The organism is Alcaligenes sp. SORT26, from assembly GCF_017377875.1.
Lineage (GTDB): Bacteria > Pseudomonadota > Gammaproteobacteria > Burkholderiales > Burkholderiaceae_B > Alcaligenes > Alcaligenes parafaecalis.
The window spans coordinates 377,106-396,557 of sequence record NZ_CP070975.1; the positions used below are offsets into that span (position 1 = coordinate 377,106).

At 56.2% G+C, this 19,452-nt stretch carries 23 protein-coding genes and 1 tRNA gene; 11 read left to right on the top strand and 13 right to left on the bottom strand.

Features of this window, described 5'->3' with window-relative positions; translation table 11 throughout:
- A complete protein-coding gene (locus JYG33_RS01685) occupies positions 1–1,116 on the top strand; it encodes an aminotransferase class V-fold PLP-dependent enzyme (RefSeq protein WP_222668472.1) in 1,116 nt (371 codons plus the stop codon).
- Between the two features lie 12 nt (positions 1,117–1,128).
- On the top strand, positions 1,129–1,545 hold the full coding sequence (locus JYG33_RS01690) for a hypothetical protein (RefSeq protein WP_207873894.1): 417 nt from the start codon (positions 1,129–1,131) through the stop codon (positions 1,543–1,545).
- Positions 1,546–1,558: 13 nt separating this feature from the next.
- Here JYG33_RS01690 and JYG33_RS01695 read toward each other — a convergent pair whose 3' ends face one another.
- The 4 genes from JYG33_RS01695 to mgtE all read right to left on the bottom strand — a co-directional run bounded on the left by JYG33_RS01695 (position 1,559) and on the right by mgtE (position 7,831).
- Positions 1,559–2,131: an XRE family transcriptional regulator gene (locus tag JYG33_RS01695; protein WP_243430246.1), complete on the bottom strand. Its 573-nt coding sequence runs from the start codon at positions 2,129–2,131 to the stop codon at positions 1,559–1,561.
- Positions 2,132–2,357: 226 nt separating this feature from the next.
- Positions 2,358–3,371, bottom strand: coding sequence for a two-component system response regulator (locus JYG33_RS01700; protein WP_207873895.1), 1,014 nt, complete (start codon positions 3,369–3,371; stop codon positions 2,358–2,360).
- Positions 3,364–6,330: an MHYT domain-containing protein gene (locus JYG33_RS01705; RefSeq protein ID WP_207873896.1), complete on the bottom strand. Its 2,967-nt coding sequence runs from the start codon at positions 6,328–6,330 to the stop codon at positions 3,364–3,366. Before JYG33_RS01705 ends, JYG33_RS01700 begins: the two co-directional genes overlap by 8 nt.
- 160 nt (positions 6,331–6,490) lie before the next feature.
- Positions 6,491–7,831 (bottom strand): magnesium transporter, encoded by a 1,341-nt coding sequence (mgtE, locus tag JYG33_RS01710; RefSeq protein WP_207873897.1) that lies wholly within the window; start codon positions 7,829–7,831, stop codon positions 6,491–6,493.
- 484 nt (positions 7,832–8,315) lie between these two features.
- Between mgtE and JYG33_RS01715 the strand changes: the two genes are divergently transcribed.
- Positions 8,316–9,077 (top strand): hypothetical protein, encoded by a 762-nt coding sequence (locus tag JYG33_RS01715; protein ID WP_207873898.1) that lies wholly within the window; start codon positions 8,316–8,318, stop codon positions 9,075–9,077.
- Positions 9,078–9,171: 94 nt separating this feature from the next.
- On the opposite strand, the gene nhaA is transcribed toward JYG33_RS01715, so the two are convergent.
- From nhaA to JYG33_RS01750, 7 genes are all read right to left on the bottom strand, one after another.
- Positions 9,172–10,536, bottom strand: coding sequence for a Na+/H+ antiporter NhaA (gene nhaA, locus JYG33_RS01720; RefSeq protein WP_207873899.1), 1,365 nt, complete (start codon positions 10,534–10,536; stop codon positions 9,172–9,174).
- Positions 10,537–10,654: 118 nt separating this feature from the next.
- A complete protein-coding gene (dtd, locus tag JYG33_RS01725) occupies positions 10,655–11,113 on the bottom strand; it encodes a D-aminoacyl-tRNA deacylase (protein ID WP_207873900.1) in 459 nt (152 codons plus the stop codon).
- A gap of 14 nt (positions 11,114–11,127) precedes the next feature.
- Positions 11,128–11,472 (bottom strand): SMR family transporter, encoded by a 345-nt coding sequence (locus JYG33_RS01730; RefSeq protein WP_207873901.1) that lies wholly within the window; start codon positions 11,470–11,472, stop codon positions 11,128–11,130.
- A 6-nt stretch (positions 11,473–11,478) separates the two neighbouring features.
- A complete protein-coding gene (locus tag JYG33_RS01735) occupies positions 11,479–11,997 on the bottom strand; it encodes a DedA family protein (protein WP_207873902.1) in 519 nt (172 codons plus the stop codon).
- A 36-nt stretch (positions 11,998–12,033) separates the two neighbouring features.
- Entirely contained in the window at positions 12,034–12,504 is a 471-nt protein-coding gene (locus JYG33_RS01740) for a GNAT family N-acetyltransferase (protein WP_207873903.1), read from the bottom strand.
- Complete coding sequence (locus JYG33_RS01745; protein WP_207873904.1) at positions 12,501–12,902, bottom strand: YchJ family metal-binding protein; 402 nt, start codon at positions 12,900–12,902, stop codon at positions 12,501–12,503. Before JYG33_RS01745 ends, JYG33_RS01740 begins: the two co-directional genes overlap by 4 nt.
- 161 nt (positions 12,903–13,063) lie before the next feature.
- Positions 13,064–13,822: a M48 family metallopeptidase gene (locus JYG33_RS01750; RefSeq protein ID WP_207873905.1), complete on the bottom strand. Its 759-nt coding sequence runs from the start codon at positions 13,820–13,822 to the stop codon at positions 13,064–13,066.
- A gap of 290 nt (positions 13,823–14,112) precedes the next feature.
- Between JYG33_RS01750 and JYG33_RS01755 the strand changes: the two genes are divergently transcribed.
- Complete coding sequence (locus tag JYG33_RS01755; protein WP_207873906.1) at positions 14,113–14,598, top strand: DUF4440 domain-containing protein; 486 nt, start codon at positions 14,113–14,115, stop codon at positions 14,596–14,598.
- A gap of 147 nt (positions 14,599–14,745) precedes the next feature.
- On the opposite strand, the gene JYG33_RS01760 is transcribed toward JYG33_RS01755, so the two are convergent.
- Positions 14,746–14,824, bottom strand: a tRNA-Ile gene (locus JYG33_RS01760).
- Positions 14,825–15,333: 509 nt separating this feature from the next.
- On the opposite strand from JYG33_RS01760, the gene JYG33_RS01765 reads away from it, so the two are divergent.
- The gene (locus tag JYG33_RS01765) at positions 15,334–15,600 is read left to right on the top strand and encodes a hypothetical protein (RefSeq protein ID WP_207873907.1); all 267 of its coding nucleotides are present in this window, start codon (positions 15,334–15,336) and stop codon (positions 15,598–15,600) included.
- Between the two features lie 35 nt (positions 15,601–15,635).
- On the opposite strand, the gene JYG33_RS01770 is transcribed toward JYG33_RS01765, so the two are convergent.
- Entirely contained in the window at positions 15,636–16,325 is a 690-nt protein-coding gene (locus JYG33_RS01770; RefSeq protein ID WP_207873908.1) for a S24 family peptidase, read from the bottom strand.
- An 81-nt stretch (positions 16,326–16,406) separates the two neighbouring features.
- Between JYG33_RS01770 and JYG33_RS01775 the strand changes: the two genes are divergently transcribed.
- The 6 genes from JYG33_RS01775 (at position 16,407) to JYG33_RS01800 (ending at position 19,363) form a co-directional block, all read left to right on the top strand.
- On the top strand, positions 16,407–16,598 hold the full coding sequence (locus tag JYG33_RS01775) for a hypothetical protein (protein WP_207873909.1): 192 nt from the start codon (positions 16,407–16,409) through the stop codon (positions 16,596–16,598).
- Between the two features lie 312 nt (positions 16,599–16,910).
- Positions 16,911–17,702: a hypothetical protein gene (locus tag JYG33_RS01780; protein ID WP_207873910.1), complete on the top strand. Its 792-nt coding sequence runs from the start codon at positions 16,911–16,913 to the stop codon at positions 17,700–17,702.
- Positions 17,686–18,393 (top strand): replication protein P, encoded by a 708-nt coding sequence (locus JYG33_RS01785; RefSeq protein WP_207873911.1) that lies wholly within the window; start codon positions 17,686–17,688, stop codon positions 18,391–18,393. The genes JYG33_RS01780 and JYG33_RS01785 overlap by 17 nt, the downstream gene beginning before the upstream one ends.
- A gap of 7 nt (positions 18,394–18,400) precedes the next feature.
- On the top strand, positions 18,401–18,724 hold the full coding sequence (locus JYG33_RS01790) for a hypothetical protein (protein WP_207873912.1): 324 nt from the start codon (positions 18,401–18,403) through the stop codon (positions 18,722–18,724).
- 13 nt (positions 18,725–18,737) lie between these two features.
- Entirely contained in the window at positions 18,738–19,118 is a 381-nt protein-coding gene (locus tag JYG33_RS01795; RefSeq protein ID WP_207873913.1) for a hypothetical protein, read from the top strand.
- Positions 19,115–19,363, top strand: coding sequence for a hypothetical protein (locus JYG33_RS01800; protein ID WP_009459904.1), 249 nt, complete (start codon positions 19,115–19,117; stop codon positions 19,361–19,363). Before JYG33_RS01795 ends, JYG33_RS01800 begins: the two co-directional genes overlap by 4 nt.
- Positions 19,364–19,452 lie beyond the last annotated feature (89 nt).

Consider the following 19,452-nt stretch of genomic DNA (forward strand, 5'->3'; position numbering starts at 1 on the left):
ATGATGTCCGGATATTTTCTTTATCACTCCATTGGCATGTTCGAGGGCAAAGAGGCCGCGATGCGGGCTGAGCTGGATCAGTTCAGCCAAGTCTGGTCGGCACAGGATGATGGCCAATGGGGTTACGCACTAGGCCAGAAACAGGCGTTCATGGATGCCTGGGCCAGTTTGATTGGCGCTGACTCCAAAGATATCGCCCTAAGCGAAAACGTCACTGGCGGGCTGTACAGCATTCTGGGCTCCTTGCCATCGCATGTGCTGAAAGGGCGTACCTTGCTGGTGGCGGCGGATTGCTTCCCCAGCCTGCATTTCCTGCTGCAGAAGCTGGCCGTGCGCCTGGGCTTTACCTTGCGTACGGTTCCTTTGAGCGCTGGCCTGTCCTATGTGACGGACGATGATTTCATCAATGCCTGGGATGACAGCGTGGGCGTGGCCTTGGTGACCTGGGTCAGCTCGACCTCCTCGCACCGGGTTGATGTCGACCGTATGGCCCAATGTGCTCGCGAACATGGCAGCCTGATGGCTTTGGATTTGACGCAAGCCGCCGGTCTGGTTCCGTTTACTGTGCATGAGGGCGTGGCCTTTACCTTGTCGGCTTCCTTGAAGTGGGCCTGCGGGGTGTCGGGAGCCAGCTTGCTGCACGTACGCGCGGATTTGATCGAGCAGTGCGAGCCTGAGTTCCGGGGCTGGTTCAGCCAGGAAAACCCGTTTAACTGGAATCTGGACCAGTTCAGCTATGCCGATGGCGCGCGCCGCTTTGATCATGGCACACCCGCTATTCTGGGCAGCATTGCCTCCTTGCCCGGCATGCGATTCGTGTTGGAAACCGGCGTGGAAAAACTGCTGGAACAAAACCGGGCCTTGACGGCCGTCTTGCTGGATCGGGCTGCCAAGGCAAACTGGCCGGTACTGACACCGCTGGCGGATAAGGAGCGCGGCGGCAGCATCATGTTGCGCGCCAGCAGTGCCCAGCGTGCCCAGGCCATTGTGGACCAGTTGCGTGAGCAGGAACTGTACTGCGACCAGCGTGATGGCGTCTTGCGTCTGTCCCCTGGCAATGTGAGCAGCGAGCAAGATGTACTGCGCCTGTGTGACACCTTGCAAGCCGCCTGGTAAGGAGTAGCGAGTATGGATAGCCAAACCTGGGCCCATCAGGCCAGCCGTCGTATCGAACGACCTGCCAAGGTCGTGATGGACTATATGGCGGACCTGGATGCCTTGGGACGCTGGTCCCTGGGCTGCTTTGATACGCAAACCGTGGAGCCCGGCCTGGTGGTGGGGACTTCTTTGTTTGATGGCGGTCAAACCCACGTCAGCGTAGAAATTCTGGCTGAGCAAGGGCTGATTCGCTATTGGGTCGGCAGTGCTACGCAGCGCACGCCGCGCATCAGCGCCATGGTGCAGCCACTGGATCAGAATGCCTGCATCTTGATCATGCTGGCGACACGCGGTGTGGATATGGATGAAAACCGTTGGCTACGTTTGCAACGCTGCCATGAAACCGAGCTGGATCTGATTCAGGCCCAGTTGCACAGCGCGGCGTAAATAACAGCAGTGCTTAATAGCTGGGTGGGGTGATCGCTACGATAAAGCGCACATCCTGATCGTAAGGATTGCGATAAGCATGGGGCAGGCTGGAGTTGAAATAACAGCTATCGCCCGTTTGCAGACAGTGCTGATCATCCCCCACATCCACCAGTAGCTGGCCTTCTGTGACCAGCACACATTCTTCGGCCGGGTGGCTCCAACGCTGCCCCACCGAACTTCCTCCCGGCGGCAAAAAGCCCGCCAGCATTTCAATACTGCCAAAGCCTGGTGAGACGCGCTGATACTGTACGCCCGAGGCGGACTGGATACTCATGCGTTCGTTCTGGCGCACGACGGCCACTTGCTCCACATTGTCATCCAGCAAGGAAAACAAAGGCGTATCCAGCGCACGTGCAATTTGGCGCAGGGTGTCAAGACTGGGCTGGGTCAGACCACGTTCAACCTGGCTGATCAAACCCGGGGAGACTTCAGCCAGCTCGGCAAGCTTGCGCAGAGACAGTTTTTTATGAAGTCGGACTTGGCGAATACGCAAAGCGGCCATGTAGGAGCGGGGGTAAGTGGCAAAGCTAATATTGTAAGACAAGCCCGCAAGACTTAGGAACGAGGAGTTCCAGCCTGCTTCAGCCTCGTTGTGGCTTGTATTGGATTGATCTATGTAGCTGGGTTTGAAGGGCCTCAATCTTGTTGGATTGGCGGGGCCTTTCTTTTGTCTCTGTCTCTATTTTTGTAGCTGTCTCAGTCTCTGTTTTTTTTGATTGTTTCTGCTTTTGCTTCTTCGCTTTTGTTTTCTTGCTGTGCTGTGCGCCGCCTCAAATCGTCATCAGCGTTGGATCATCGGCCCATTTTTCTTTGATATGCAGCATTTCAGGCAGGCATTTATCCAGCAAGGCCACCAGTTGCGGATCAAAGTGCTGGCCGGATTGCTCGCGTAGATAGCTGATGCAACGCTCCACACTCCAGGCCTTTTTATAGGGCCGGTCACTGGCCAGGGCATCGAACACATCGGCAACGGCCACAATGCGGGCGGGCAGGGGAATCTCTTCGCCTTTCAAACCATAGGGGTAGCCGCTACCGTCCCACTTTTCGTGGTGATACAGGGCAATCGTGCGTGCCAGCTTCAGCAAACCATGTGAGTGCTGGCCAATAATGCGGGCTCCAATCAGGGTGTGCGTGCGCATGATCTCCCATTCCTCGGGCGTGAGCTTGCCGGGCTTTTGCAGGATGGAGTCGGGGATGCCGATCTTGCCTATATCGTGCATGGGGGCCGCGTGCAGCAGATCGTCCGCCGCTTCGCTGGAGTAGCCCAGCCAGTGGGCCAGAATGCGGGTGTAGTGGCTCATGCGGATAACGTGGCGGCCAACCTCGTTGTCCTTGTATTCGGCCGCGGTGCCCAGGCAGCGGATAATTTGCAGGCGGCTGTCGCGCAGTTCCTGCATTTGCACCAGGGACAGGTGGTTGCGTATCCGGGCCTTTAGAATCGCCGGATTAAAGGGTTTGGAAATGTAGTCCACCGCCCCCATGTCCAGCCCCATCTGCTCATCGTGAGGCTGCGAGAGCGCCGTCACAAAAACAATGGGGATGTGGCGGGTTTTGGGGTCGGCCTTCAAGGCCCGACAGACTTCGTAGCCCGACATTTGCGGCATCATGATGTCCAGCAGGATCAGGTCGGGCAGATCCCGCAGTGCCAGCTCCAGTGCCTTGACGCCATCCTTGGCAAAGAGCAGCCGAAAATCCTGTTGCAGCGTATGGCGCAGAATCTGGAGATTGGCAGGCTCGTCATCGATGAGCAATAGGGTAGAGCGTGGTGACGTAAATTCATTCATGGCGTGGCGGATCCTTGGCCAAGCTGGTATTCAGGTCTTTGATCAGCTTTGACAAGATCAGGCTGGCTTGAACAAAGTCGAATACATCGATGGTTTTATTAAGATCATTCAGGGTGTCGATTTGCCCTGTGCTTTCCAGATACTGGCAGACCACCTGCAAGGCGGGCTCATCAAGTTCATTGAGCAGCACGCTGTTGTGCAGGATGTGGAGATAATTCAGGGCAACGTCGGGGGTATGCTCCACGACATTCTGTGGGTCTGAATAGAGTGTGGGCGAGCCGTTATGGCTTAATTCGTGGGCGATGCGGTTGAACATCTCTTGCAACTGTTCAATGCGGTCGCGCATTTTGCGGGTTTGGCCGTGGCGAATTTTTTCTTCCAGTTCGCCGCTCAGCGCCGAGACTTGCGGCAAGCCCAGGTTGCCCGCTGTGCCGCGAATACCATGCAGGCTACCCAGCACAACTTCCCAGTTCGGATTGTCTTGCTTGACTTCGTCCAGCGGATAACGCGTATGCAGGTCCGACAGGAAGCTCAGAATGGCCCGGCGCAAGCGAACTTGTGAACCCCAAAGACTCAAGCCCATATCCCAGTTGATCAGGCTGCTTTCCTGAGGGGGCACGCTCTCTTCGCCACGGTTTGTGGGGTCCAGCCCCATGACCAGTGCTATTTCCTGCAGTAGATAAGGCAGGTCCAGGGGCTTGGTGGCAAAACCATTCATTCCGGCCTCCTGGGCCGCACGGCGGTCGGATTCCATGACGCTGGCGGTCAGGGCAATCAGAGGCAGGGGCAGGCGTGCTTCGCGGCGCTCTTGTTCGCGCCAGCGCCGGGCGGTCTCCAGCCCATCCATGTCGGGCATGTGCACGTCCAGCAAGGCCACATCAAAATCTTCCGTACCGAGCAGTTCCAGTACCTTGTGACCATTGTCCACTGCTATGACAGAGTGCCCGTGCTGTTCCAGAGCCAGGGTCAGGAGTTCCTGGTTCAGGCTAACGTCATCTGCGACCAGAATCCGCAACGGGGGCAGTTGGGGCAAATGATGGTCGTCCGGGTTCAGGGTGGGCTCGTTGCCGGGCTCCAGCGGGATGCGGACTTCAAAAATACTGCCGGTGCCCAAGGTACTTCGTACTTCCAGTGTGCCGCCCATCAAGTCCACCAATTGGCGGGCAATGGACACGCCCAAACCCGTTCCGCCAAAGCGGCGGCTAATGGACACATCGGCCTGGGTAAAAGGGGTAAAGACATGGCGCAATTGCTCGGGTGTCATGCCGATGCCGGTATCTGTGACGCGGATGGACACGGCATTGCGGCCGGGTTCGGGGTTGACGTCCACTCGTACCGAGCCGCTTTGGGTGAACTTGATGGCATTGCCGATCAGATTGTTCAGCACCTGCTGGATACGCAGCGGATCACCCCGGTAAAAGCGATGCAGCTCGGGCGCACAGTTCAGGTGAAACTCCAGGTTTTTAGCATCTGCCGCCAGGCGCAGTGAGGCAACAACCTGCTTGCATAATTCGATCAGGGAAAAATCGACTTGTTCCAGCTCCACGGAACCACGCTCCAACTTGGTCGTGTCCAGAATATCGTTCAGCAGGCTCAGCAAGGAGCGGGCGGATTGATTGATGATGGCCAGATGCTTGTTTTGCTGTGCATTGAGCTGATCATTCAGCATCAAGTCGCTAAAACCGATAATTGCATTCAGGGGCGTGCGGATTTCATGGCTCATATTAGCCAGGAAAGCGCTCTTGGCCTGGGCGGCCTGCTCGGCTTTCTCGGCGCTTTGACGCAGGGATTCGGTCAGGGCCATATAGCGGCTCATGTCGGTAACAAAACCGACAAACAGCGGATCGCCCGGTTGGCGGACCTTGCCGACGGCCAGGCGCATGGGCATCAGGCTGCCATCTTTGCGCAAACCCGTCACATCCCGGCCTACACCAATGATTTTGGGGTCGTTGCTGCGCAAGTAATTGGAAAGATAGCCATCGTGGCGTGAACGGTCCGGCTCGGGCATCAGCATGTTCACATTGCGGCCCAGCACTTCGCCTGCCTTCCAGCCAAACAGACGTTCGGCAGAGTGGTTGAAGTCCAGAATTGTGCCGTGGCTGTTGATAGTAATAATGCCGTCAATCGCGGTGTCCACAATGGCGCGGTTGTGCGATTCGCTTTCTTCCATCTTCAAAAAGAGCTGGCGATAGCGCAACAGGCCATTGGCGGCGGTCACCAGCACCGTCACTGTAATGGTGAAGGTGGACAGCACCATAGAGGCAAAGGTGCTGTTGAAGATGATCATGTCATCAGGCGGGGTGGTATGGCCCATGAAGCGGGCTGCGGCCATGCCGGTGTAGTGCATGCCGGAGATGGCCAGACCCAGCACAATGCCGCTGATGACCACGCGCTGCAGCAAAGTCAGACGAGTACGGTGCAGACGGAACCGGATCCACAGCGCCAAGGTGGCCAGCACAACGGCCAGCACAATCGACAAGAAGAAGGTAAAGGGTTCGTAGCGCAGCACCGGGGCCATGCGCATGGCGGCCATGCCGCTGTAGTGCATGGTGCCTATGCCCAGACCCACCAGGACACCGCCCATGATCAGGTGCGAGCGCTGGACTCGGGCTTGCGACAAAATTTGCAGTGCCACCCAGGAAGCCCCCACGCTGGGCAGGACAGACAGCATGGTAATGGCCGGGTCGTAATGGACGCTGGTACACAGATCAAAGGCCAGCATGCCAATAAAGTGCATGGTCCAGATACCACCGCCCAGCGCAATGGCACCGGTACAGATGGCAATCTGGCGATGGATGCGCAAATCAGCCATACGGGCGATATGGGCCGTATGCAGTGCCATCCCTGACGAGAATATGGCAACCAGTAGCGACAGGATGACCAGACCAGTGTTATAGCTGCCAACCAAAAAGGGAGCCATCTGGTCCGCACTGATGAAGAACTGGTCGAGTATCCGCATAGGTGCTTATGTCCGAAGCGACCCCGCAGGGCCAAGTTAGACGAAATGTGTCAGGCTCCCTCTGCTCTATAGGAGGGATGTAACGGTTAAATCCGGATAGGTTACCGAGTTTGTCTCCTACTGTGCAGGTTTTTGTATGGATTCAGTAAAAAATTCATAGCTAAAGCAAAGTTCCTGTCAGCAACATGGCGGCAACCGAGAAATAAATGACTAAACCCAACACATCCACCAGGGTGGCAACCAGGGGAGCCGAGGCACTGGCCGGGTCAAAGCCGACGCGTTGCAGGATAAAGGGCAGCATGGAGCCAATGCAGGAACCAAAGGTCACAATGCCCACCAAGGCCAGCCAGATGGTGAAGGCAATCAGCAAAGAGTGCTCGCCATAGTCGTAAAGCCCCAGGTGTTGCCAGATTTCAATGCGGACAAAGCCAATCGCCCCCAGCATCGTGCCTAGCACCAAGCCCACCGGCAGTTCGCGTAAGAGGACACGCCACCAGTCGCCCACCCGGACTTCGCCCAGGGCCAGGCCGCGAATTAGCAGGGAAGTGGCCTGCGAGCCGGAGTTGCCGCCCGAGCTCATGATCAGCGGAATGAACATGGCCAGGACTACGGCCTTCTCCAACTGCATCTCGTAGTACTGCATGGCGCTGGCGGTGAGCATTTCACCCAGGAACAGAATCGCCAGCCAGCCACCGCGTTTGCGGATCATGGTGCTAAAGCCCGCTTGCAAATAGGGTTTGCCAATGTGTTCGGCACCCCCGAAGCGGTTCATGTCCTCGGCGGCCTCGTCCATCAAGGCGTCGATCACGTCGTCCACGGTCACAATGCCGATGATGGCATTGGACTCGTCCACCACCGGGATGGCCAGAAAGTCGTGACGGCGAATCAGTTGGGCCACTGCTTCCTTATCGGTCAGGGCCTGGACGGCAATGGGGCTGTCCCCACTCCACAGCTCCGTCAAGGCTGCTTGCGGGTCGGCGCAGACCAGCTTGCGCAAGGGCACCACGAATTCCAGTTGCTGTTTGTCGTTGACCACATAAATGGCGTAGACCGTCTCGCGGGTGCTTTCCACTTCGCGGATATGCTGCAAGGTCTGGGCCACGTTCCAGCTCATGGGTACTTGCAGAAATTCGGTGGTCATGATGCCGCCCGCCGTATCGGCCGGGTAGTGCATCAGTCGCATGATGGAGGTACGGGTAGGCTGGGACAGGCGGCCCAGGATTTGCTCCTGATCCTCGTGGTCCAGGTCTTGCAGCAAGTCGGCCATGCGGTCTTCGGCCAGTTGCTCCAGCACTGGCAGGCGCTCGGGACGTGTCAGCTCCGTCAAAAGCGCACTGGCCCAACGCAGTTCCGGTACTTCCAGCAAAGCCTGAAGACGTTCATTATCTAGTTCCTGAGCAGCGAGCAGCGCGGGGCGTTGCTCCAGCTGATTCAGGGCCAGAACAATATCGGCAATCGGGGTTTGGGGGCCAAGTAGCTCAGTTGATGGATGCGTGGACATGCAATACTCCAGTGGGCGTGCAGGTACAGGGTCTTGAATTCAGGAGGTTGGCACCGGGCCAACAGACCGTAAAGCGAATCGGCTCAGTTCGCACGAAACTCGCTAGGATAGCGTTCTTTGCGGATACGTGCTTCCCAGGCCGGGCGCAGGAAACGCCAGGCCGCTGCATTTTGTCTGGGAAATTGCTGATGCTGTGGTCTAAGTATGTCTGTGGATCGATCCATGATTTACCCATAGAACCGCTCAGTGCAATACCAGGCTGAAAATCAGCATGATGAAGAATATCGCCATCGTAGGGAGGTCTGCGCTGGAAGTCAAAGCGATTGCAATGATGCGCAAAAAAATGATTTGTGCTGTTAAGGTGAGGCTTGCCACCCTTGCATCGACCTTGAGACGGTTCAGAGGGTGCTATAGTGCCCGCTTTGCCGCATAACGGCGACTCGACCCAGGCGGGCCAAGGCCCACTACACGATCAGGAACAACCATGAGCAATGCGATTAATTTTGACAAAGGCAACTACCGCTTCATTCCGACCGGCGTGAACCGCTTTTCGGGCGGGGTGGCTGCTCAGCCCGGTTACGAGATTTGCCGGGTGGTGTTTTCTGCGCCTGTGCCACTGAAGGAAGGTTTTGATCTGATTCAGGCCGTGCTGGAAGCCGAGGAACGCCCCCTGACCGCCTTGTGCGCCTGCGAATTGCGCTCGCCCGAACCGGTAAGCGATAGCGACTTCAACCAGTTCAACGAGCTGTATCTGGAAACGCTGGAAGATTGGGGTCTGCTGAAAGGCAAGCATAATCCCGTGGCGCGCAGCAATGTTTCCCCCCTGGTCGGCGCGCCTGCTGAGCCCAGCTTCTATGCCTTCAGCTACACGGTTGAAACCGATATTGAAGAAGCCACCTTCGTGATTGCGGGAAGCTGCGAAGTGCCCGAAACCCCCGGTGACTATATAGAGAGCATCGTCGCTTATCAGGACGTGTCGCCTGAAGGTCTGCTCCAGAAAGCCCAATGGGTGCTGGGTGAAATGGAGCGTCGTCTGGAAGTGCTGGGCCATGAGTGGGCCGATACCACCGCCACCCATGCCTACACAGTGCACAATCTGCATCCCTTTATGGCCAGTGAGTTGGCCAATCGTGGTGCGATTAGCCACGGTCTGGGCTGGCACCTGGCTCGCCCTCCGGTCAAGGATCTGGAGTACGAAATGGATTGCCGTCGCGTTTTGAATGAGCGCGTGCTGACGATTGATTAAGTCTTCAGCCCATAAAAAGTCAGGCCCCAGCTAGCTGGGGCCTGTTTTTTTGTCTGGCTGCTTTTGCCTGGCTTTTGACTGGTTTATGCCTGGTTTATGCCTGGCTATAGGCTGCTTTGCTGGCAGATTGCTGATAACGACGACGTACGATCAGACCCCATGCCAAGCCCAGCACCGCAGAGGCCAAAGAGCCGCACAGCACGCCCAGTTTGGCCGCATCCAGCAAGACAGGTTCTGCAAAGGCCAGGTTGGCCACAAAGATGGACATGGTAAAGCCGATACCGGCCAGCAAACCAATCAGGGTGACACCGGCCCAATCCATGCCTGCAGGCAGTGTGCACAGGCCCAGACGGACTGGCAGCCAGGTGCCCAGCAAGACGCCAAGAGGCTTGCCCACAATCAAGGCAATGGCAACGCCAAACAGGGCGCTTTGCGCACCGGCGGCATCCAGATTCAAACCATTCAGGCTGACCCCGGCATTGGCCAGTGCAAAGACCGGCATGATGACAAAGGCAACCCAAGGGTGCAGCAGGGCAGGGATACGTTGCACCGGCGGCAGAATTTCACGTTGGGCTAATTGCATCTTCTGCAGGGTGTGCATGATTTCCTGGGTGTCTTGCTGGCTCTCCAGCTTGGTTGCCAATTCCAGGTTCAGGTGGCGTGCCTTGCGCGGCAAGGGCAGGGCGCGTACGGGGCTCATCATGCCCAGTACGACACCGGCCAGGGTGGGGTGAGCGCCTGTTTTCAGCAGGCCGAACCATAAAATGGCTCCCGGCACTACATAGGCCCAGGCTGAGCCTATGCCCATTTTTTGCAGACCCAAAACGGCCACAATGCCTACACCGGCAATCAGAAAGGCGCTGTAATCCAGGCCGCCCGAGTAAAAGAAGGCAATGATCAGGATGGCGACCAGGTCATCAATGATGGCCAGCGCCAGCAAGAATACCCGCAAGCTGGGGGGCAGAGAGCGGCCAAGCAAAGCCAGGACCCCGACCGCAAAGGCGATATCTGTGGCGGTAGGAATAGCCCAACCCATAAGAACTTGTGGATCAGGGTTCAGGGCCGCATAAATCAGGGCGGGCAGGGTGATGGCAGATAAGGCCGCACAGATGGGCAACATGGCCGAACGCCAGTCTGACAAGGCACCATCATGGATCTCGCGACGGATCTCCATCCCGACGACCAGAAAGAACAGGGTCATCAAAATATCGTTGACCCAAAAATGCAGATCTTGCGAGAAGCGCCAGGTGCCTAGCTCCAGGGTGACCTGGGTATGCCACAAGGCGGAGTAGCTATCGGCAAAGGAGGAGTTGGCCCAGATCAGGGCCAGAGCGGCGGCCAGTAGCAAGACAACACCGCCCAGCGCTTCGATATGCAAAAGACGCTGCAATTGTGCTTGTAGCTGGCGGGTCAGAACATGGGCGCGTGGCAAAGGCGCACCGGGGGAAGGGTGGGACATGGTCGGCAAATCTCCACAAGGCGGCCCGACCTTGCGTATGTAATTAACCTGCCTTGCTGCACAATGCCAGCAAAACACCCTGCGCAATTATAGGGACGGAGCTTCTTTAAGGCAATCGTCAGCTTGGGTCGGCATCCGGGGCAATATGCAAGGGAATTGTCACAGGGCCATCGTTAGTCAGACTTAACTGCATATCAGCACCAAACACGCCGCATTGTGTATCAGGCAGGCGGGCGCGGGCCAGGGAAACCAACTCATCAAACAAGGGTTGGCTGATGGCAGGGGGCGCGGCGCGGCTAAAACCCGGGCGATTACCCTTGCGCGTATCAGCCGCCAAGGTGAACTGGCTGACCAGCAGCAGTTGGCCACCGGCTTGCAGCAGGTTCAGATTCATCTTGCCTTGCTCATCAGAAAAGATACGCAGGGCCAGGAGCTTGTCCAGCAAACGGATGGCTTGCTCGGTGGTATCGCCGTGTTCAGCACAGACCAGTACCGCCATACCCGCCCCGATTTTGGCGACTGTTTTGTTATCAATATCGACCTGGGCCTGGCGTACCCGTTGAATCAAGGCAATCATGTTTTTTACTCAGACTAATGGCCGACGGCTTTGGAAAACAGATTCACAATCAGCACGCCCACCACAATAAAGGCGATGCCAATCATAGCGGCCAAATCCAGTTTCTGCTTGAAGACCACCCAGCCAATCAGCGAAATCAGCACAATACCCACGCCGCTCCAGATGGCGTAGGCAATGCCAACCGGCATGACGCGCAGACTAAGCGACAGAAAATAAAACGCACCCGCATAAAACAGAATCGTGAATGCGCTAGGCATGAGCCGCGTGAACTGTTCAGAGCGCTGTAATAAGCTGGTGGCGATGATCTCGAAGATAATCGCGATAAATAAATGCAGGTAGGCGAGGCTTACAGGAGTCATTGAAAATCAGGGTTGGAAACTGAGCCAGCCGGGTAGCAGCAGGACGCTGGCCCACAAGGCGGCCGAGGCCCAGGAAGAAATATGAAAGCTGATGGGGGACATCGCGCAGGTGCCCGCAATCAAGGGGACCGTCGAGCGCAAGGGGCCCACAAAACGGCAGGCCACAATACTAAACCATCCCCAGCGTGCGAAAAAAGCCTGTGCCTTGGCATACAGATGCAAGCGTTTGCGGGCCCACTCAAAATGGAACAAATTTCCGCCATAGCGCTGGCCCAAGTAAAAGGAGATGGCATTGCCCAGCCCGGCACCCAGTGTGACTGACAGCCAGATAGGCAACAAGCTCATTTCACCGGCACCGACGAGCGCCCCGACAGACAAGAGAATGGCTGTGCCCGGAATGATCAGCGCCAAAAAGGGCAAGGACTCGATCATGCATAGGGCAAACACAGCCGGGGCGACCCATTGAGGATTAGCGCTAATCAGCGCCGTGGCTTGCTCTGCAAAATTGCTTAAAGTGCTTAGCATATCAACCAGAAGGAAGGGAGGGCAGCATGCCGTCCTTTAGTTCAGGGCAAGGCTCAGAATCAGGCGGTCCTTGTGCTGCAGACCGTCTTCAAACAAGGCCTCGTCGTAGTGGTGCAGAAAGTAGTCTGCTTCTACCGCCACGACCCGAAAGCCCGCGCGCTGATAGAAAAATAGCGGATAGCCAATCGTGCCGGTGGCGACATACAAGGTCTGCCCGCCTTGTTCGCGTACATAGTCAATAACGGTGGCCAACAGCCTCGCGCCGAGCCCATGACCTTGATACGAGGGCAGAACGGCGATGTTCATCAGCTCCCAGTCCTGAGCGTTTCTGGGCTGCAGAATAGCGGCCGCCACGGTTTGCTCTTGATCTGCAATGCGCCAGGCGTGAGGAGTGTTTCTATAACTTTCAATCAGGCGGGGGCTGGGATCGGCCTCCAGAAGCAAGGTCATGGGCAGACTAGAGCCGTGTACCTGTTCTGCTTGCCCCAGTTGGTGGGGCTGACTCATGAAAAGTTCCCATCCACATAAAACCACTGGCCCTGTTCACAGACAAACCGGCTGACTTCATGCAGACGATTCGCCCGGCCATTCAAGCGGTTGCGAGCCACAAATTCCACGGTTGCTTCCGTGTCGGAAATACGTTCATGACGACGTACTTCCAGCCCCAGCCACTGTAAACCTTCAGGATTGGGTTCCAGCGAATGAGGGCGGGTGGAGCTGTGCCAGGTGGCCAGCAGATAATCCAGATCGTCGCGTACAAATGCGCTGTAGCGCGAGCGCATCAAAGTAGCCGCATCGGGCGCTTGCAAGTACAGCGGGCCTTGGTGCCAGGGGCCGCAACAAGCTTCATATTTTTGGGGATTGCCGCAAAGGCAGGAGGTTTTTGAAGAGGAAGACTTTTTCAAGAGCGTAACTGCCAAGACCAGAAGAATGGCACAAGCATACCTGAAAGCAGGAGTCGGATTATGACGCCCCCCGCGACGAAAAGTAACGGGTCACCGCATAAAAAAACCCGCCCGCAAACGCGGACGGGTCATGTGCAGGCGTTTAGCTGCGTCGAACCGGCTTACTTGGCCGCGTCGATACGCTGTTGCATACGCTGGGCACGTTCTTTGGAGCCAGGGTGCGAGCTCATCGCGCTGCTCTCGCCACCGTCCAGGGCAGCCAGTTTCTCGAAGGCGCTAACCAGACCTTGGGTCTTGAGTTTGCGTTCGGTCAGCAGATCGAAGGAGTAATCGTCCGCATCGGACTCTTGCGATTGCGAGAACTGAGCATTCAGGAAAGCCTCGGACAGCTCGCCCAATTGGCTGGAGTTCAGTTGAGCAACCACACCGTTGCCGGTAGCGGCAGCAGCGTCACGAGCAGCGGATAAACCGTAGGCGGTTTGCATGGCTTTCTTGCTGTGGCCCAGTTCAACGTGGCCCATTTCGTGGCCGATCACGCCGCGCAACTCGTCGTCGGTCATCTTGTCCATCAGACCGGCGTAAACACGGATACAACCGTTAGCCATTGCCCAGGCGTTCACTTCCTGAGTCTGGTAAACCTTGAAGTTGGGAGTCTGACCATTCAACTGCTTTGTCAAAGGCTTGACGATGCGCTGCAGGCGCTTGTTGTACTTGCTGTTGGCGCTGGCTACTTTGTTTTCAGCATCCATTTGCTTGCAAGACTGATCAGACAGGGCAACCACTTCCTGATCGGACAAACTGAAAGCTTGAACAGCCTTGCTGCCCGCACCCACCATGCCACCCACATCCATTGTCTGGCAGCCTGCAGTCAGGCCAGCGACGGCCAGCATAGCGGCCAATGCACCCATACGAAAAGTCATGAACTTCCCCTTCTTCTTATATAAAAAAGAAGCGATTTTAATGACTAGGCGACGAAGGATTCCTATATAAAACAATCTTTAACAATTGTTGTTGATACATTTACAGATAGATAAAAGACGATCGGGAGCGGGATGGGCGGGCTTAGGCTTTTTTAGCCCCAAGATTGGATTTGTTCCTGAGGCGCTCCAGCTTCGTTGACAGGCGTAACAGTCTCGCCTGGAGTTAAACGCTAATAATTAGGCACCGATGCTACTATCCACCTCACAAAAACGAGAGGGAGGATGGGAAAATGACCAAAAAAATCATGGTGCTATTAGGGACGCTGGCGCTGGCTGGCTGTGCGACACATGCTTCGGTGGAACGTAGCCTGGGTGCTCAAGCCTCACAAAGTTGCGCACCGATCGACGAGGCAAGCGTCGCCGCCTTGTTTGCACGTTGGAACAAGTCACTACAAACCGGCAAGCCCGAGGTTGTGGTCAAGAATTACGCAGAGCGCTCAATTCTGCTGCCAACACTGTCAGGCGTGAATCGCATTACTGCGGCAGAAAAAGAAGACTACTTTGCCCACTTTCTGACAGCCCAGCCGCAGGGCACGGTTACAGAAAGACAGATCACCCTGGGTTGTAATATGGCGGTGGACTCGGGGCTGTATACCTTTCATATGGGGAGCAGCGGGAAGGACGTCGCGGCGCGCTATACGTATACCTATCAATGGAATGGCCAGGATTGGCTGATCGTCAGCCACCATTCTTCGCTCTTGCCTGTTGATAAATAACAGCGTTTCTCAGGCCTGGGTGACTGGCTTGAACAGCAGGCAAGCTGGGCTTGGGATTGATTGAGGCGTGATGGCCAGGCGGCTGGGTGCAAGCGAGTTCGGCCTTGTCATTATTGGTGTTAGCCGTTGCTTGAAAAGGAAATAAGATGGTGCCCCCCCCGTGAGTCGAACACGGCACCAACGGATTATGAGTCCGCTGCTCTAACCAAGCATGAGCTAGAGGGGCAACAAGTCCGCAATTATTACATAAAGTCCGTGTTTGTGCCTAGCGAAGGGGCATGCAGAGCACGAGTTTGGGGCGTTTAGACAGCAGACAATATGTGCTCGCGATTGGTAGCACCTTGTTGTTTATCCTTGGAGCACAATGAGCGCGTCTAAAACCCCGAGAATAATGATGAAAACACTTATTTTAGCTTTGACGATGACGGCCATTCTTTCTGCCTGTGCGGTTCATACACCCAGAGGCTCGGTTATTGTGGATCCGGATGGATACGGTGGATATGGGCAGCGCCACTGTCCACCCGGTCAGGCGAAAAAGGGCAATTGCTAAGCCACCCTCCAGGGCTGTGCACTTATTTGTGTTGAGAGCGTTTGCTGCCTGTGCTTGTTTCGCAATACCGCCCGCCGCGTGTGCCGGTGCAGTAGGCCCGACTGGAGCAATCAGGCACGGGAACAACCATTTCATCGGTGCCTTGTGTGGTTTGCTATAACAGGAATTTTACTTTGGATGATGCCATGCGAATCGTAGTGCTTGTTTCCACTTTATTGCTGGCCGCTTGCCAAAACACGGCACCAACCGAGAAAGTTGGCAGTGAGGCGTGGCTGGAAAAAGTGGATCGCCAGTTGGCTGTTTCCGATGGGCAAGGGCATGGCCCTGACTACGGCTCGCAGGAGTGGTGCAACGTGGTTCATATCCGCTTGTACGGTCAGGCGCCAGCACAAGCGGCGCCGTGTGATCAGGCCTGGATGGAGAGGGTCGATCAGGAAATGAAAAAACGCTGAGTCGCGCCGTGCTTGGCAGACTGCGCTGCCAGCTTTTACGAACGCCGGTAATACTTCCGGTGCTCCACCATCGTTCCAATAATTTCGATGGCATGCTGGTCGCTGCGAATGGAAGGATAGTCCTCGTTCAGCGGCACCAGCTCAAAGATTTCCTGCCCGCCTTCATCAATGCACAACAGTCGATATTTTTTGAAGGTGGCTTCTTCTTCGCTATTTTTGGCGACCACATAGTCCCCGGGGCGGGGCGTCAGCTCGCAATCCACAATAATCCGGTCGCCTTCCTTGAAGTCCGGCAGCATGGAGTCGCCCTTGATTTGCAAGGCAAAAGAGCGTTCTGACAGGCACAGGTCTGTGAGCAGATACTCCACTTCTTCAAATGTGAAGTTCTGACCTGGATCGCGAAATACGCCAGCCTGCACATAGTTCAGCAGGGGGATACGCCGCTCGCCCATCATGGCTTCTTGCACATTGCCGTCAAAACCAGGCTTGCCACCAAAGCCATAGCCTTGCTGATCCAGGCTGTGCGCGTCCAATCCCACTTCTTTTTCGATTGCCCGTGCGACTCGTTCGCCGATGCTGCGCCCGCCGTTGTAGGTGGATGACAGGTACTGGGCAAGTTGTGCCCGTGTACGACCAATCGAGCGCGCGAAGTCAGCCGCATTGCCGTGTGTGCGGTCTTCTATCAGGCGTTGCAGGTTTCTGCGGCGAATCGAGTAAATATCCATACCGCCATTAAAACAAGAAAAAACTAAACATTGGTTTAGATATTTCTTTTCTTTACGTTTAGAACTATCTATACTCAATGCATGAACGCTAAACACATCATCGAAGAAATGGGCGGACGCCGAGCCGTATTGCGTATCACTGGCTTGAGCAAAGGCCGCATCTCTCAATGGGAGAAGGCCGGTGTCATACCACGCGTGTGGCAGTTGGTCTTTCATTACATGAACCCGGTGGTGCCTGCCCCAGCACCGAAAGACAGACCCAGAAATATCTAAACCTTTGTCGCCGCTGGGCTAGTCAGATAGCGCCCGGCGGACATCTCGCGTCATGGGGTGACGCGGTTCTTGTGCCCTTGGGGCATTGCCTATTAATCGGATGCTATTGGCCTGTCCGGGCCAGGGGTCCTGCTGCGCGATCCATTTCCACAGAGAGGCACGGATCGCGCCGCATCGAAGGCGGGGTGACATGAAAAAACAGAGTGAAAACACGGCGCAGGCTGCTGGCCTGTGCCCACAGATGGGCCGTCAGTTCAAGGAGTCGGAGTGGGGCTTACTGCATCAGACATCACGTAATGACGGAGCGTGCCTATGAGCAATATGCCGTGGTTTCGTGCCTACACCGAGATGGTGGATGACGAGAAGTTGCGTCTGCTGGCCTTTGAGGACAGATGGCATTACGTGGCCTTGCTGTGTCTGAAAGGCCAAGGCGTGCTCGATAGCGGGGACACGCTGATGCTGCGCAAGGTGGCCGTCAAGCTGGGTCTGGATTTACGTACCCTGGACGATGTGGTGCGTCGTTTAAGCGAAGTGGGCTTGATTGATCAGCACACCTTGCAGCCGCTGGGTTGGGACAAGCGCCAGATGAAATCCGATAGCAGTGCGGAACGGGTAGCCCGCTTCAGAGCGCGAAAAAAGCAGGAGCAAGACGGTAACGAGGACAGTAACGCGTCCGTAACGTTACCGAAACGGCCAGGTAACGCGCTAGATATAGAGACAGATAAAGAGGCAGATAAAGAAACAGATACAGAGAAAACAACTGCACGTCGCAAGACGGCTGCCCTGGAGTTCTCTGCCTGGCCTGCTGAGCCCAGCTCTGAAGTGATCGCCGACTATCTGCGTCATCGTCGGGAAATTAAAGCGCCACTGACCCAAACCGCCTTGAACCGCTTGGGTGCTGAAGCACATCGAGCCTTGGACATGGGCTACAGCGTCGATAACTTTCTGGCTGAGTGCATGTTGCGGGGTTGGCGGGGTGGTAAAGCCAGTTGGCTGGAAGGGCGCAGCGATTCTCGCCCTGGGCCTGCGAGGGGCTTTGATCCCTTGGCTTATGTGAATCGTCATCGGCAACGCGAGGAGATCGACGATGTCATCGATATCTGATTTTTCTAATCCCTGGCTGCTGCGTCATACCAAGCTGGAAGGTATCAGCCTGATGGACCATTTGTACAACCGGCTCAACGGTATTTATCCCAACAAGTTCCGCTCTAACTTCCGAGACAAGCAAGCCATTGAAGACTGGAAACAGGCCTGGGCCGAGGCCTTTGATGAAGAGGGTGTCTCGCCTGGCGATGTAGCTCTAGGCATCAAGAACTGCCGTCGCATGTTTGACTGGCCCCCCAGCTTGCCGGAGTTCCTGCGGGCTTGCCGCCCTCAACTAGAGCTGGAAACTGCTTTCTTTCAGGCAGTGCGTGGGATGCAGGCCAGGGCGCGTGGAGAGATGGGGGAATGGTCCCACCCTGCAATTTATTACGCGGCAGTCAGTATCGGGCAGTTTGATTTGTTGAATCTGGCTTACACGCAATTGGAACAGCGCTGGCACAAAGTCCTGGGCGATCAACTGGCCAAAGGCCAATGGCCAGAAATCCCGCCGCCCCGATTAGCCCTGGCTTCGCCGCAAGACAGAGAGCAAGGGCGCCGGGAAGGGCAGCAGCGCGTGCGAGATCTGGCCCAGGTGATTGCCGGCGACAACAACAAGGACCCGCGAGTCTGGGCGAACCGGATTTTGGCGCGTCCTGAAGAGCGTTCCCTGGCGGTTCTGAAGATGGCTAAAGCCGCCTTGGGCAAGGAGTGAATGAGCTATGGATCTGACAATACAGCGTCATCAAGAAGTGCCTAGGGCTATCACTGGAACACCTGCCCGCCGCTACAAAGAGCTGCTGGATTTGCAGCAGCGCGGCCAGATCAGGCAGTTGGTGCAGCAGCCATCCTGGAGCGTGGTGCCACGGTTTTTCAGCCACCTGATACCTGCCTGCAGGATTTGCTACATCGCGGACTTTGCCTACACGGACAACAGCAGCGGCCATCGCATTGTGGAGGTAGGCCGCGATACAGAAGGCCTGCTCCAAGGCATCAAGCGTGTCCTGTTGACCAGGATGCACGGCATTACTGTCCACCGGGATTGAAGGAGGAATACCGATGACAATCAAAACAGAAAAAAAACAGGGCTTGAGTGGCGATGATCTGCTTTGGAACTGGGCCCGTTGGTGCTGGTCCGGGCAGACCGTGGGCAATATGGAACGCTACGTTCCCTGGCAAGAAGATTTTCGACCTATTCACCAGGACCACGCCTTGGCAGTGGATGCCTTGTACCAGCGCCTGCCGCACTATCAGGCCATGGTCATCCAGGCCGAGTACCCGCGCAAGAATGCCCAGTACGGCCATCTGACCGCCAGCGAACGCCAGGTCACAGCCCGTTTGTGGATCAAGAAGGTTACGGGCGCGGTCCTTCGGGATGAGGACTACCGCCGCCATTTGATGGATTTCAGAATCACAGTTGAGAAGGAGATTTTGCGGTGAAGTATGCAGCCGAAGTCATCGACCTGTTAGCGGCCTATCCGGGACGAGAGTTCCGCATGATCCAGATTGTGCGACATGTCAGCAAAGGCATGGAGCTGTCCACCGCACAACGCAACGCCATGCGCGAAGGCGTCAAGCGCGTGCTGGTGCAACTGCAGGATTCAGGCCAGGTGGACAAGATCAAAGAGGGCGAAACCTCTGCCTTCTACGCCTGGCGTTGCAGTCTGCAACATGGTCCGCTATGAATCTGCAAGCGCAATTGCAATAATGGGCGTGCAAAGTTGCGTCCAATGCAAACGAAACAACCCCGAGCAAGAAATTGCTGCGGGGTTTT